This window comes from Chitinophaga pollutisoli (assembly GCF_038396755.1).
GTDB classification, from domain to species: domain Bacteria; phylum Bacteroidota; class Bacteroidia; order Chitinophagales; family Chitinophagaceae; genus Chitinophaga; species Chitinophaga pollutisoli.
This window is the reverse complement of the sequence record NZ_CP149822.1, coordinates 4,447,585-4,460,949: the sequence shown is the minus strand read 5'-3', so window position 1 is coordinate 4,460,949 and position 13,365 is coordinate 4,447,585. Positions and strand designations below refer to the sequence as shown.

Sequence of the window (13,365 nt, the reverse complement as noted above, 5' to 3'; positions counted from 1 at the left end):
GGCTAATCAGGTTTCCTTTTCCTTAATCATTCTGAACATTCACGCGGTTACTGCATTCTGCTACGACGGTATCTGAAGGAGGCCCGGACGGTTGAAATTCCGTCCAAGCCTCGCTTGAATACAGTTATCAGTCGAATTTCAGGTCCAGACCCAGGCCTCTCAGCTCGTGGATCAATACGTTGAAGGACTCGGGAACACCCGCTTTCGGGATGTTGTCGCCCTTAACGATCGATTCGTAAGCTTTCGCGCGGCCCACGATATCGTCGGACTTGATGGTGAGCAGTTCCTGCAGGATATTGGATGCACCGTAAGCTTCGAGTGCCCACACCTCCATCTCACCAAAACGCTGGCCACCGAACTGGGCTTTACCACCCAGGGGCTGTTGCGTGATGAGGGAGTAGGGTCCGATTGAACGGGCGTGCATCTTGTCGTCCACCATGTGGCTGAGTTTCAGCATATAGATGATACCTACGGTCGCTTTCTGGTGGAAGCGTTCGCCGGTTTCGCCATCGCTCAGGTAAGTGTGGCCGAAGCTCGGCAGTTTCGCTTCAGAAATGTAACCCGCGATTTCTTCGGTGCTCGCACCGTCGAAGATCGGAGTGGCGAAACGAACGCCCAGTTTCTGACCGGCCCAGCCCAGTACGGTTTCGTAAATCTGCCCGAGGTTCATACGGGAAGGTACGCCCAGGGGGTTCAGTACGATGTCTACCGGTGTACCATCTTCCAGGAACGGCATGTCTTCATCACGCACGATCTTGGCTACGATACCTTTGTTACCGTGGCGGCCCGCCATCTTGTCGCCCACCTTCAGTTTACGTTTGCTGGCCAGGTAAACCTTCGCCAGTTTCAGTACGCCTGCAGGCAGTTCGTCACCGATGGAGATGTTGAATTTCTCACGTTTATAACGGCCCAGCTCCTCGTTGTACTTGATGTTGTAGTTGTGGAGCAGGGTGTTGATCTGGTCGTTGGTGTCCTGATCGGTCGTCCAGCCCAGCGGGTTTACGTTCTGGAAATCCACATTCGCCAGGTTCTTGTTGGAGAACTTGGAGCCTTTGGAAATCAGTACTTCACCGTAGGTGTTGGTGATGCCCGCGGAAGTTTTTTCCTTCAGCAGGGTCAGCAATTTGCCCATCAGTACTTCGAGCAGGTCTTCCTCGTTTTTCTGGTGGATTTTCTCCAGTTTCTCAAGGGCTGCTTTCTCGCGGGTTTTGGAGTTTTTGTCCTTCTTCGCGCGGGAGAACAGTTTTTTATCGATCACAACGCCTTCGGTGGACGGGGGCGCCTTCAGGGATGCGTCTTTCGCATCGGAAGCCTTGTCGCCGAAGATCGCGCGGAGCAGCTTTTCTTCCGGAGAAGGATCGCTTTCGCCGCGGGGAGTGATCTTACCGATAAGGATGTCGCCTTCTTTAATGTGCGCACCTACACGGATGATACCATTCTGATCCAGGTCCTTGGTGGCCTCTTCGCTCACGTTCGGGATATCCGGCGTCAGTTCTTCTTCACCCAGCTTGGTGTCGCGCACTTCCAGCTCGTACTCGTCGATATGGATAGAGGTAAACCAGTCTTCTTTGGCTACGCGCTCCGAGATTACGATAGCATCCTCGAAGTTGTAACCTTTCCAGGGCATGAACGCTACTTTCAGGTTGCGGCCCAGTGCCAGCTCGCCGGCGCGGGTGGCGTAACCTTCCGTCAGGAAGTCCCCTTCCTCCACCTTCTGTCCTTTCTTCACGGCCGGACGAAGGTTGATGCAGGTGCTCTGGTTGGTTTTAACGAATTTGGTCAGCTGGTAAACGATCAGGTCGTCTTCGAAGCTCACCAGTTTCTGCATTTCGTCGCGCTCGTAGCGAACGTGGATCTCGTTGGCGTCAACGAATTCCACAACGCCCTTGCCTTTCGAAGTGATCTGCAGGCGGGAGTCACGCGCTGCCTTGCCTTCCAGGCCGGTACCCACAATGGGAACCTGGGGGGCGATCAGCGGAACGGCCTGCCGTTGCATGTTCGATCCCATGAGCGCACGGTTGGCGTCATCATGCTCGAGGAACGGAATCAGGGAAGCGCTCAGACCCACGATCTGGTTCGGCGCCACGTCCATGAATTCGACTTCTCCCGGGTCGAGGATCGGGAAATCGCCGGTTTCGCGGGATTTCACTTTATCGCCTGTAAACGCGCCCTTCTCGTCGAGCGGGGCGTTTGCCTGTGCAATTTTAACGGAGTCTTCTTCCTCAGCGCTCAGGTACTCGATCTTGTTCATGTCCACTTTACCGTCTTTCACCTTGCGGTACGGTGTTTCGATGAAGCCCATCTCATTCACCATGGCATGAACGCACAGGGTGGAGATCAGACCGATGTTCGGACCTTCAGGCGTTTCGATCGTGCAGAGACGGCCATAGTGGCTATAGTGTACGTCACGCACCTCGAAGCCTGCGCGCTCGCGGGACAGACCGCCGGGCCCGAGTGCGGAGATACGACGCTTGTGCGTAATCTCGGACAGGGGATTGGTCTGGTCCAGGAACTGGGAAAGCTGGCTGGTACCGAAGAAGGAGTTGATCACGGAAGACAGCGTCCTCGCATTGATCAGGTCTACCGGCGTAAATACCTCGTTGTCACGTACGTTCATACGCTCGCGGATGGTACGGGCCATACGCGCCAGGCCTACGCCGAACTGCGCGTACAGTTGCTCGCCCACGGTGCGGACGCGGCGGTTGGACAGGTGATCGATATCGTCGATCTCCGCCTTGCCGTTGGTCAGCTGAACGAGATATTTGATGATCGCGATGATATCCTGTTTGGTCAGCACTTTCATATCGAGTGCTGTGGCGAGGCCCAGTTTACGGTTGATTTTGTAACGGCCTACATCGCCCAGGTCATAGCGTTTGTCGGAGAAGAATAATTTATCGATGATACCCCTTGCTGTTTCATCATCCGGCGCATCTGCACCGCGCAGTTGGCGGTAGATGTGCTGAACGGCTTCCAGCTCGGAGTTGGAGGTGTCTTTGTTGAGGGTATTGTAAATGATGGCAAAGTCGCCGCTTACTTCTTCCTTCTGCACAAATACGGATTTCACGGCCATATCGGTGATCAGTTCGATGTTCGCTTCGTCCAGGATGGAGTCGCGCTCGAGCACGATCTCATTCCTTTCGATGCTCACCACTTCGCCCGTGTCTTCATCCACGAAATCTTCCACCCAGCTGCGTAAAACGCGGGCAGCCAGCTTTTTGCCGGCGTATTTCTCAAGATTCTTGCGGTCTGCTTTTACTTCGTCAGCCATGCCGAACAGCTCGAGGATGTCCTTGTCTGTTTCATAGCCGATAGCCCTTAACAGGGTGGTAACCGGGAACTTCTTCTTACGGTCGATGTAAGCGTACATCACGTTGTTGATGTCTGTCGCAAACTCCATCCAGGCACCTTTGAAGGGGATCACCCTTGCAGAGTAGATCTTGGTACCATTGGGATGCACGGACTGTCCAAAGAACACACCGGGCGAACGGTGAAGCTGGGATACAACTACACGCTCAGCGCCGTTGATAACGAAAGTACCTCTGGGGGTCATGTAGGGAATGTTCCCGAGGAACACATCCTGCACAATGGTTTGGAAATCGACGTGTTCTTCGTCGTTACAGCTGAGGCGAAGCTTCGCTTTCAGCGGAACGGAATACGTCAAACCCCGCTCAATACATTCTTCGATGGTATAACGCGGAGGGTCTACGAAATAGTCCAGGAACTCCAGATTGAAGATATTTCTGGTATCCGTGATCGGGAAGTTTTCCTTGAATACTTTAAAAAGGCCTTCGTTGTTACGCTTGTCTGGTGTGGTTTCTAATTGGAAGAAATCCTTGAAAGATTGGATTTGGATAGCCAACAGATCCGGTGTCTCAGCAACTTGTTTGATCTTTCCAAAATTTACTCTTTCGTTAGTTTGGGCTTTTTTAGAGACATATTCGAAGTTAGCAGTTAATATGACTTGTATTGAATAAGGGAAATTAACGATTCTTTGCCAAAAACATCCAAATTATTGTATTTCAACCATCGCGACCGGTAATTTCCCGTTTGCCGGCCATCCTGGGAAAGATACGTACCCAAAGGGCATAAGGCCAAAAAGTACCGAAGCACTTTTTGACCTTAAAAAGAATGTATATTAAGCAAAGAATTACTGAATTTCAACTTCAGCGCCAGCTTCTGTCAGCTTCGCTTTCAGATCTTCTGCTTCAGCCTTGCTAACGCCTTCTTTCACTGATTTCGGTGCACCGTCAACCAGTTCTTTGGCTTCTTTCAGACCGAGGCCAGTCAGGTCCTTTACAACCTTAACTACGTTCAGTTTGCTTGCACCTGCAGATTTCAGAACTACGTTGAAAGCAGTTTTCTCTTCAGCAGCAGCAGCTCCGCCACCACCGTCAGCAGCTACAACAACTGCAGCAGCAGCAGGTTCGATACCGTATTCGTTCTTCAGAACGTCTGCGAGTTCCTGTACTTCCTTAACAGTAAGACCTACTAATTGTTCAGCTAATGCTTTTACGTCTGCCATTTTATGATATTTTTTGTGTTGTTTTAAAATGTTGAATTAGAATATATTGTGACTTGGAAGCCAATGTTGTAACCGATTACTCGGCTGCGGGAGCAGCTACTTCTGCAGCGGCTTCTCCACCTTCTTCTTTCTTGCCTTTCTCGAGCAGGGCAGCGATTACGCGCTTCGCAGGAGATTGCAGCAGACCGATAACTTCGCCGATAAGCTCGTTCTTGGTCTTGATTTTCACCAGGTTAGCCAGCTGGTCGTCGCCCAGGTAGATTTCCTCCGCTACAAACGCAGCTTTCAGAACAGGCTTTTCCAGTTTCGCATTCGCCTTACGGAAAGTGCTCAGGATAACCGCAGGCTCTTTCGGGCTGTCGGAGAACATCAGGGCCGTTACGCCGTTCAGCGCTTCGTAGATCCCTTGATATTTCTCACCGTCCAGGCTCTCGAGCGCCTTCTTGATCAGGGTGTTCTTCGCCACTTTCATTTCCACGTTCTTGTCGAAACAAACCCTTCTCAGGTGGTTCACCTGCGCTACCGTCAGTGACTCGGTATTGGTGATATAGAAGTTGTTATATTGAGTAAACTTGCCTTTCAGCAGCTCAATCACTTCATTTTTCTGGTCTTTGTTCATTGCAATTTATTTAGCATTGACGACTTACTGCCTTCACAGCCTCACGGCTCCGGCACCAACGGCCGTCAATTAGTTTTGAACAGATTTAGTGTCGATTACGATACCCGGGCTCATGGTCGCTGCCATGCTCAAACCTTTCAGGTAAGTACCTTTCGCCGTAGCCGGTTTCAGCTTGATGATCGCGTTGATCAGCTCCTGGCTGTTCTGCTCGATCTTCTCGGGAGCGAAGGAAATACGGCCGATAGAAGCGTGGATGATACCTGCTTTATCTACCTTGAAAGTGATCTTACCGCCTTTCACCTCGTTTACAGCAGCTGCTACGTCGTTGGTAACAGTACCGGTCTTCGGGTTCGGCATCAGGTTACGGGGGCCCAGGATCTTTCCCAGCTTACCGATCTTCGGCATCGTTGCGGGCGTCGCAATGATCACGTCAACATCAGTCCAGCCACCTTCGATCTGCGCGATGAAATCATCCAGACCTACGAAGTCAGCACCAGCCTCTTTTGCAGCAGCTTCCTTGTCAGGCGTGCAGAGTACCAGTACTTTCTTGGTTTTACCAGTACCGTGGGGCAGTGTTACAGAACCACGGATAGCCTGGTCGGCTTTCTTGGGATCTACGCCCAGACGGATATGCAGATCGACAGAAGAGTCGAACTTCGTGCAGTTGATATCTTTTACGAGTGCGGACGCCTCTTTCAGGCTGTAAGACTTGTTCTTGTCCACCTTCGTGTCAGCTACTTTTCTTTTTTTCGTTGCCATTTTCAGAATGTTTTACGTTTTTCCTGCTTGCACAGGGTGAACAATTTAGTTTTCCCAGGGTGCTTTACCGTCTACGGTGATACCCATGCTGCGCGCAGTACCAGCTACCATTCTCATGGCGCTTTCCAGCGTAAAGCAGTTCAGGTCAGGCATCTTGTCTTTCGCGATAGCCTCCACCTGATCCCAGGATACTTTACCCACCTTGTTACGGTTAGGCTCTTTGGAACCACTCTGAACCTTCGCAGCTTCCAGCAGTTGAACCGGAGCCGGAGGAGTTTTGATAACGAAATCAAAGGATTTGTCCGTGTAAACAGTCAGTAACACCGGTAATACCTTACCCATTTTGTCCTGGGTGCGGGCATTGAACTGTTTGCAGAACTCCATGATGTTCACACCTTTCGAACCCAAAGCAGGGCCAATCGGAGGAGCAGGGTTGGCTTGGCCGCCCTTTACCTGCAATTTCACATACGTTGCAATCTCTTTTGCCATTGTGTTGTTTTTAATTTGGTTAAACGTCCCCCCTCCCGTTCCCGGAAGGCGAAACTCCCAAAACTCAAAAGTCGTTCGTTAAAAGACATTTTAAGGGGGATGCAAAGGTAGGTAATATTTAATTGATTAGCAAAATTTATTTGGACTTCGGCATTTTTTTTGCTATTATACGGGGATAGGAAAATTGTATTATGACTAAGGGGTTGAAAATGAAAAGAATATATCATTCGCGCCGAGCCTTGCAAAGATAAGGATTTTCTCACGCTTTCCCGTCCCATCCACCACCCCTTCCATTATTTTCTCCCCATCCGTCCCGCCTTTTTTATAAATTTATCCCCCATAAGACTTTTCCACATGCTAGTGCTACTTTTCACGCTTTTGTTCCACTCAAACCCAAACCCACCTTCCGGCATGAAAAACACTTTTATGTTCGTCGGCACCTATGCGGCCGCCTCCGCACCAGGGATCCACACCCTCACACCCGGCCCCCAGCCGCCCTACCTATCCCCCGCGCACACGTTCAGCGGCATCGCCAACCCTTCCTTCCTCTACCTCTCCCCCGATAACAAGCGCCTGTACGCCGTCTCCGAAGTGGAAAACGGCTCTGTCCAGGCTTACCATATCGCCGCGAACGGCAGCATCTCCCCCTCCGGCGCCCCGCAACCCGCCGGCAACGGCCCTTGCCACGTTACCGCGGACCCGCAAAACCGGCACCTCGTCGTTTCCAACTACGGCGGCGGCAGCCTCACGATCTTCCCCACAGACCCCGCCGGCATCCCCCGCCCCGCCATCCAACGCCTCCACTTCAGCGGCAACGGTCCCAACAAAAAACGCCAGGAAGCCCCCCACGCCCACTCGGCCATCTTCTCTCCCGACGGCCAATTCCTCCTCGCCGCCGACCTCGGTACCGACCGCATTTATATATATCACTACCAACCCTCCCACGCCCAACGCCCCCTCAGCCCCGCGAAGCAACCTTTCGCCACTACCGCCCCCGGCGGAGGACCCAGGCACATGGCCTTCTCGGCCAATGGCAGGCAACTGTTCGTCGTACTGGAACTTACCGGCCAGATCCAGGTGTACGATTATGAGAACGGCGCCCTCACGCCCCGGCAAACCCTACCCGCCACTCCCCCCGGCTACAATGGGGACAATCCCAGCGGCGCCGACATCCACCTTTCGCCCGACGGTAAATTTCTCTACACCTCCCTGCGTGGCGATGTCCACCAGATCGCCATCTTCCGCGTCACCGGCAACGGCCTCGAGCCCGCCGGCCACCAGGCCCTCCCCGGCAAGGAGCCCCGCAACTTCTGCCTCTCCGCCGATGGCTCCCTGCTGTACTGCGCCCTTCAAAAAAGCGGGCAAATCGCCGTTTTCAGCAGAAACGCCGAAACCGGCCAGCTGACCAACACAGGGAATACAGTAGCCGTTCAAAATGCCGTCTGCCTGCAACTCACCCGCTAATTGCATGTCGCAACAGGCAAAAAGTTGCCGATACAGGTATTTCGTAACTTCAGGGACATTAAACCCCCTTCGTTATGAAACGCATATGTTTGTTTATGCTCCTCGCCTGCAGTACATTTTTATCCGCCACCGCACAGGAAGAAGCCGCCCAAAAAGCGTGGATGGACTACATGACGCCGGGCCCCATGCACAAAATGATGTCCATGTCCACCGGCACCTGGAATACCGATCTCACCTTCTGGATGTCGCCCGACGGGCCTTCTTCCAAATCCACCGGCACCTGCGTGTACCGGATGGTCCTGGGCGACCGCTACCAGGAGTCGGTGCATACGGGCGACATGGGCGGCATGCAGTTCGAGGGCCACGGGATCACGGCCTACGACAATGCCAAGAAAGTGTTCCAATCGATCTGGTACGACAATATGAGTACCGGCATCATGGTACTGGAAGGCAAGCTGGACGAGGCTACCCGCACACTCACCCTCACCGGCGAATCGACAGACCCCATGGGTAAGCCGCTCGGTATCCGGGAAGTTTTCAAATGGGTGGACGACAACACCCAAATGATGGAAATGTACATGATGCAGGACGGTAAAGAGTTTAAGAGCATGGAAATGAAGCTGACGCGGAAGTAGGCCTCTCCGCAACGGCATTCATAACAAATCAAGGCGGTACCCGGGTATCCCGGTAGCCGCCTTTTTCGTGGGGCTGCGAAAAACAGGGCAGTAGCATAGTGCCGGGCTGGCGGCCTGCAAATTGAAATACAATGGTTATAGACTTCCGGGCATAAAAAAAGAGGCTGCCGGGTGGCAACCTCTTCGAATATGGTGAAAAGCAGCTTAGCTGATTTTTTCTACCTGCATAAAGTTCAGCTCTACCGGAGTGGCGCGGCCGAAAATTTTCACGGTTACTTTCAGTTTCTTCTTGTCTTCGAGTACTTCTTCGATGACGCCGTTGAAGTCGTTGAAAGGGCCGTCGATGATCTTGATGGTTTCGCCGACGATGAAGGGTTCGCTCATGGTGAGGCCCTGGTCGGAGATCTCGTCTACTTTACCGAGCATTTTATTGACTTCGGATTTGCGGAGGGCGATGGGCTTTTCTTTGCCGAGGAAGTGGATCACGCCGGAAACGTTACGGATGGCCTGGATCACTTCATCGTTCATTTTACCTTCGATGGCTTCGATCATCACGTAACCGGGGTAGAAGTTTTTCTCGCGCATTACTTTTTTACCAGCCTGCACTTTATAAACTTTTTCCACGGGCAGGAAAACCTGGGTGATGACATTAGCCCAATCGCTGCGGCGAATCTCGATATCCAGGTACTCCTTTACTTTCTTCTCTTTGCCACTTACCACGCGCAGCACGTACCATTTGGTTTCCTGAGCGGGCTGAGTGGGGATTTGGGCTTCATCCATTATTGAAACAGTTTATAGTATTGCGATAAAACCAGGTGGGACGCGGTGTCCATTCCCCATACCATCAGGGTGATGATAACGGTGGCGATCAGTACGATCATCGTGGAGGACTGCAGTTCCTTCCAGGTAGGCCAGGATACTTTATGTACCAGTTCGTGGTAGGATTCTCTGAAGTAGTTGGTGACTTTGTTCATGTGATATTTTCTTGGGATTGAAGTTAAAAAACAATCCTGTTATGAACGATAAAAATTGCCTTCAAGGGAAATTGCGGATTTATTGAATAAGAAATCTGCAATTTAACTTTCCGGCAATTTTATTTTTTTAATCCGCACGGGCACTAGGATTCGAACCCAGATCAAAGGTTTTGGAGACCCGTATGCTACCGTTGCACCATGCCCGTGTATAAGCCATCAGCACCTTTCGCTTTCATCGTCTTTAAAGATAATCTTTCGAAGATTACTTACGCAAGAACTGATGGCTTTTTTTATTTTCTCAGTAGTTGCCTACCGATTATTTCAGGATTTCAGTCACCTGACCTGCACCTACGGTACGGCCACCTTCGCGGATAGCGAATTTCAGACCTTTTTCCATAGCGATCGGCTGGATCAGTTTAACAGTCAGGCCGATGTTATCACCAGGCATAACCATTTCAACACCTGCCGGCAGCTCAACCTCGCCAGTTACGTCCGTAGTACGGAAGTAGAACTGAGGACGGTATTTCTGGAAGAACGGCGTGTGACGGCCACCTTCTTCTTTGCTCAGTACGTATACTTCGCATTTGAAGTCAGTGTGGGGAGTGATAGAACCGGGCTGGCAGATAACCATACCGCGACGGATCTGAGTTTTCTCAATACCGCGGAGGAGCAGACCGGCGTTGTCACCAGCTTCACCTTCGTCCAGCAGTTTTTTGAACATCTCAACGCCGGTGCAGGTAGATTTCATAGATTCTGCTTGCAGACCTACGATCTCAACGTTCTCACCCACTTTGATACGACCGCGCTCGATACGACCGGTAGCAACAGTACCACGACCGGTGATGGAGAACACGTCTTCCACAGACATCAGGAACGGTTGGTCAACCGGACGGGGAGGCAGGGGAATGTAAGTATCTACAGCTTCCATCAGCTCCTCGATTTTAGCGATCCACTGGGGGTCGCCAGCGAGAGCGCCGGTAGCGGAACCTTGGATGATGGGAACATTATCGCCGTCGAAACCATAGGAAGACAGCAGTTCGCGCAGCTCGATCTCAACGAGTTCCAGCAGCTCCGCGTCGTCCACCAGGTCAACTTTGTTCATGAATACAACCATACGGGGAACACCTACCTGGCGAGCCAGCAGTACGTGCTCTTTCGTTTGGGGCATCGGACCGTCGGTAGCAGCTACTACCAGGATAGCACCGTCCATCTGGGCGGCACCGGTGATCATGTTTTTCACATAGTCAGCGTGGCCAGGGCAGTCAACGTGAGCATAGTGACGGTTTGCAGTCTGATACTCTACGTGTGCTGTATTGATGGTGATACCTCTTTCTTTTTCTTCAGGAGCCGCGTCGATCTCATCATATCCTTTCTTCTCAGCCAAGCCCTTGTTTGCCAGAATTGTAGTAATGGCAGCAGTCAAGGTAGTTTTACCGTGGTCAACGTGACCAATGGTACCAATGTTAACGTGGGGTTTATCCCGCTTAAAGGTTTCTTTTGCCATTGTATTTTTTTTAAGATGGTTTGTAAAGTTTATTGCTTTATTAGTTGTTAACTTATTACAAACTGGAGCCCGCCGCAGGAATTGAACCCGCTCCTTTCCGCTTACTGGCGGAACGCTCATCCATTGAGCTTACCGGCTGCGTTAAACTTCGAATTTCGGATACCGGCCACAGAAATTTCCCAGAAGGACTTTCCGGTTTCCCAGCATCCGAAACTTTTTGAGCTGTTGATGAGAATTGAACTCACGACCTCTTCCTTACCAAGGAAGTGCTCTACCCCTGAGCTACAACAGCGTTGATGGTGCCTTTAAAGAGCGGGAGACGAGGTTCGAACCCGCGACCTACAGCTTGGAAGGCTGTCGCTCTACCAACTGAGCTACTCCCGCACATCGCTTTGCCTCTGCTACGTTGCTCCCAGACACACTCCGCAAAGCTTGCTTCTTTTTCTTTTTTGTGGGCAGGACAGGATTCGAACCTGTGAAGTCGAAAGACAGCGGATTTACAGTCCGCCCCATTTGGCCGCTCTGGAACCTGCCCGACTTACTTACTAAAATAACTTTTGAGCCAGCAGAGGGATTCGAACCCCCGACCCACTGATTACAAATCAGTAGCTCTGGCCAACTGAGCTATGCTGGCATTCTTTTGTCAAGAAAAAGTTTAACATTCTTGCTAAAGGGAGTGCAAAATAAGGGTGAAAATTTTATTAAAACAAATATTTTTTTTCACTTTCCCTACATTTCTTTCAACTCACCTTCAATCGGCTAAAATGCCCTACAGCAAAGAACTTTACTACCTTTACCGATCCCTTTTTGAATCGGGATGGCAAAGGTAGTAAAGAGATTATTATTTCCAAAATATTTTTGAGATTTTAATGTAAATTCTTCTCTTTCTTACGCTTAATCTGGTTAACAAGGCTGTCAAACGCAAGATCGAAGGACTCTTCGAAGGATTTGCTCTCATGCTTTACAAAGAAGCTATGACGGGGCACATTCACGCGGATCTCCGCAATCTTATCTTTAACCTGGTGGGCTAACTGATCTAACTTCAGGAAAATTTCTACTTGTACAATCTTGTCATAAAAGGTGGAAAGTTTCTGGATTCTTTTATTCACATGATCAATTAATTTGGCGTCAGCATCAAAACGCACAGTTTGAATTTGAACATTCATAGCACTAAAATTTAACATTTAACAATCTGATTTCAAATTAGTAGTCATTCCTCATAGGCGCATTTTTTATGTAAAGAACTGTATTACTAATATACTGAAACTTCACACTCAAATCAATGATCACACGCTTAAAAATTTTGTTAAAATGACTTCCTTTAGAATCACGATGTAATGTTACCCCTTTTCCAACCCCACAGCCATGACGCCCGTCAACCCCACGCCTGCTTTTAATTAGTGCAGCCATCTATCAATGTAAAATTTGACAACTACCCCCGCGGATGCGCCTGCTCATGCACCCGGCGCAGCTTTTCAATCGTATTGTGGGTATACACCTGCGTCGATGCGAGGCTTGCATGACCCAGCAACTCCTTCACCGCATTGATATCCGCCCCGTTGTTCATCAGGTGTGTAGCAAACGTATGCCGCAACACGTGCGGACTCCGCTTTTTCAACGTCGTAACCTGCGCCAGCGCCTTCCGCACCGTCCGGTACACATCCCAGGCCTGTACCGGCTTGCCGTGCGCCGTCAACAGCAACGCCCCGCCCGCGTACCCCGGGAACTCCGCGTCGCGCCAGGCGATGTATTCCCGCAATTCCTTCAGCACGGCCGTTCCCAGCGGAATGATCCGTTCCTTGTTGCCCTTGCCGAGCACTTTCATCTGTCCGTTCGAAAAATCAATGCTGCCATCCCGCAGTCCCGTCAACTCCGCGCGCCGGATCCCGGCATGGTAAAGCAACCGCAGGATCATGCGCCGGGTGGCGCCTGCGAAATCGTCGCTGAATAGCGGGATGTCGTCACCGGCCTGGTTGGTTTCCACTTTTTCCATGACATGTTCGTCTACAAACACGGGCAGCCGCCCCGGCAGTTTGGGACCGGTAACGCGGGCCATGGGGCTTTGCTTCACCGCTCCTTTCCGGAGGGCGTATTTAAAGAAGGATTTAAGGGCCGACATCTTCCGGCGGATGGTCACCGCCGACGCCGGCGGCTGCGCCCGCTTATGGGCGTCCTCCGCCTTTTTACGGCCTTCCAGCCCGAGGGCCAGCCACGACTGCACATGCGCCGCCTTCACGCTATCCAGCGCGATGCCGCCATATTGCTCCTGTATGTATTGAAAAAATTGGGAAAGATCGAGGGAATAGGATTGCACAGTATGCGGCGAATACCGCTTTTCTAATGAGAGGTAGGCGAGGAAGTCCTGCGCCAAAGGGGGAAGGTGCACTTGATCCAACACA

Annotated in this window: 12 protein-coding genes and 5 tRNA genes; 2 read left to right on the top strand and 15 right to left on the bottom strand. The window is 51.3% G+C overall.

Annotated elements, in window-relative coordinates:
• Nucleotides 1-127: 127 nt before the first annotated feature.
• The 5 genes from rpoB to rplK form a co-directional block, all read right to left on the bottom strand.
• Complete coding sequence (gene rpoB / locus WJU16_RS18920) at nucleotides 128-3,958, bottom strand: DNA-directed RNA polymerase subunit beta (RefSeq protein ID WP_341838675.1); 3,831 nt, start codon at nucleotides 3,956-3,958, stop codon at nucleotides 128-130.
• Between the two features lie 189 nt (nucleotides 3,959-4,147).
• Complete coding sequence (gene rplL / locus WJU16_RS18915) at nucleotides 4,148-4,522, bottom strand: 50S ribosomal protein L7/L12 (protein ID WP_298717360.1); 375 nt, start codon at nucleotides 4,520-4,522, stop codon at nucleotides 4,148-4,150.
• 76 nt (nucleotides 4,523-4,598) lie between these two features.
• A complete protein-coding gene (gene rplJ, locus WJU16_RS18910) occupies nucleotides 4,599-5,141 on the bottom strand; it encodes a 50S ribosomal protein L10 (protein WP_341834984.1) in 543 nt (180 codons plus the stop codon).
• A gap of 69 nt (nucleotides 5,142-5,210) precedes the next feature.
• The gene (gene rplA / locus WJU16_RS18905; RefSeq protein WP_341834983.1) at nucleotides 5,211-5,900 is read right to left on the bottom strand and encodes a 50S ribosomal protein L1; all 690 of its coding nucleotides are present in this window, start codon (nucleotides 5,898-5,900) and stop codon (nucleotides 5,211-5,213) included.
• Between the two features lie 45 nt (nucleotides 5,901-5,945).
• Complete coding sequence (gene rplK, locus WJU16_RS18900; protein WP_126246850.1) at nucleotides 5,946-6,389, bottom strand: 50S ribosomal protein L11; 444 nt, start codon at nucleotides 6,387-6,389, stop codon at nucleotides 5,946-5,948.
• A 411-nt stretch (nucleotides 6,390-6,800) separates the two neighbouring features.
• Between rplK and WJU16_RS18895 the strand changes: the two genes are divergently transcribed.
• Together WJU16_RS18895 and WJU16_RS18890 are read left to right on the top strand one after the other, a co-directional pair.
• Nucleotides 6,801-7,853, top strand: a complete 1,053-nt coding sequence (locus tag WJU16_RS18895; RefSeq protein WP_341834982.1) for a lactonase family protein — start codon at nucleotides 6,801-6,803, stop codon at nucleotides 7,851-7,853.
• Between the two features lie 74 nt (nucleotides 7,854-7,927).
• A complete protein-coding gene (locus WJU16_RS18890; RefSeq protein ID WP_341834981.1) occupies nucleotides 7,928-8,488 on the top strand; it encodes a DUF1579 domain-containing protein in 561 nt (186 codons plus the stop codon).
• A gap of 204 nt (nucleotides 8,489-8,692) precedes the next feature.
• Here WJU16_RS18890 and nusG read toward each other — a convergent pair whose 3' ends face one another.
• The 10 genes from nusG to WJU16_RS18840 form a co-directional block, all read right to left on the bottom strand.
• Entirely contained in the window at nucleotides 8,693-9,268 is a 576-nt protein-coding gene (nusG, locus tag WJU16_RS18885) for a transcription termination/antitermination protein NusG (RefSeq protein ID WP_298717376.1), read from the bottom strand.
• Entirely contained in the window at nucleotides 9,268-9,462 is a 195-nt protein-coding gene (gene secE, locus WJU16_RS18880) for a preprotein translocase subunit SecE (RefSeq protein ID WP_126246846.1), read from the bottom strand. Before secE ends, nusG begins: the two co-directional genes overlap by 1 nt.
• Before the next feature lie 135 nt (nucleotides 9,463-9,597).
• A tRNA-Trp gene (locus WJU16_RS18875) sits at nucleotides 9,598-9,668 on the bottom strand.
• Between the two features lie 110 nt (nucleotides 9,669-9,778).
• The gene (tuf, locus tag WJU16_RS18870) at nucleotides 9,779-10,966 is read right to left on the bottom strand and encodes an elongation factor Tu (protein ID WP_341834980.1); all 1,188 of its coding nucleotides are present in this window, start codon (nucleotides 10,964-10,966) and stop codon (nucleotides 9,779-9,781) included.
• A gap of 220 nt (nucleotides 10,967-11,186) precedes the next feature.
• Nucleotides 11,187-11,258 (bottom strand) — tRNA-Thr (locus WJU16_RS18865).
• A gap of 19 nt (nucleotides 11,259-11,277) precedes the next feature.
• Nucleotides 11,278-11,350: transfer RNA gene (locus tag WJU16_RS18860), tRNA-Gly, on the bottom strand.
• A 68-nt stretch (nucleotides 11,351-11,418) separates the two neighbouring features.
• Nucleotides 11,419-11,501, bottom strand: a tRNA-Tyr gene (locus WJU16_RS18855).
• Nucleotides 11,502-11,526: 25 nt separating this feature from the next.
• Nucleotides 11,527-11,600 (bottom strand) — tRNA-Thr (locus WJU16_RS18850).
• Between the two features lie 232 nt (nucleotides 11,601-11,832).
• A complete protein-coding gene (locus tag WJU16_RS18845) occupies nucleotides 11,833-12,132 on the bottom strand; it encodes an HPF/RaiA family ribosome-associated protein (protein WP_298717436.1) in 300 nt (99 codons plus the stop codon).
• 266 nt (nucleotides 12,133-12,398) lie between these two features.
• A complete protein-coding gene (locus WJU16_RS18840) occupies nucleotides 12,399-13,364 on the bottom strand; it encodes a tyrosine-type recombinase/integrase (RefSeq protein WP_341834979.1) in 966 nt (321 codons plus the stop codon).
• Nucleotide 13,365 lies beyond the last annotated feature (1 nt).

What these genes read in the sequence shown, in the direction of transcription:
- rplL (WP_298717360.1), bottom strand. Translation starts at nt 4,522, where the DNA reads ATGGCAGACGTAAAAGCATTAGCTGAACAATTAGTAGGTCTTACTGTT.
- rplJ (WP_341834984.1), bottom strand. Translation starts at nt 5,141, where the DNA reads ATGAACAAAGACCAGAAAAATGAAGTGATTGAGCTGCTGAAAGGCAAG.
- rplA (WP_341834983.1), bottom strand. Translation starts at nt 5,900, where the DNA reads ATGGCAACGAAAAAAAGAAAAGTAGCTGACACGAAGGTGGACAAGAAC.
- rplK (WP_126246850.1), bottom strand. Translation starts at nt 6,389, where the DNA reads ATGGCAAAAGAGATTGCAACGTATGTGAAATTGCAGGTAAAGGGCGGC.
- WJU16_RS18895 (WP_341834982.1), top strand. Translation starts at nt 6,801, where the DNA reads ATGAAAAACACTTTTATGTTCGTCGGCACCTATGCGGCCGCCTCCGCA.
- WJU16_RS18890 (WP_341834981.1), top strand. Translation starts at nt 7,928, where the DNA reads ATGAAACGCATATGTTTGTTTATGCTCCTCGCCTGCAGTACATTTTTA.
- nusG (WP_298717376.1), bottom strand. Translation starts at nt 9,268, where the DNA reads ATGGATGAAGCCCAAATCCCCACTCAGCCCGCTCAGGAAACCAAATGG.
- secE (WP_126246846.1), bottom strand. Translation starts at nt 9,462, where the DNA reads ATGAACAAAGTCACCAACTACTTCAGAGAATCCTACCACGAACTGGTA.
- tuf (WP_341834980.1), bottom strand. Translation starts at nt 10,966, where the DNA reads ATGGCAAAAGAAACCTTTAAGCGGGATAAACCCCACGTTAACATTGGT.
- WJU16_RS18845 (WP_298717436.1), bottom strand. Translation starts at nt 12,132, where the DNA reads ATGAATGTTCAAATTCAAACTGTGCGTTTTGATGCTGACGCCAAATTA.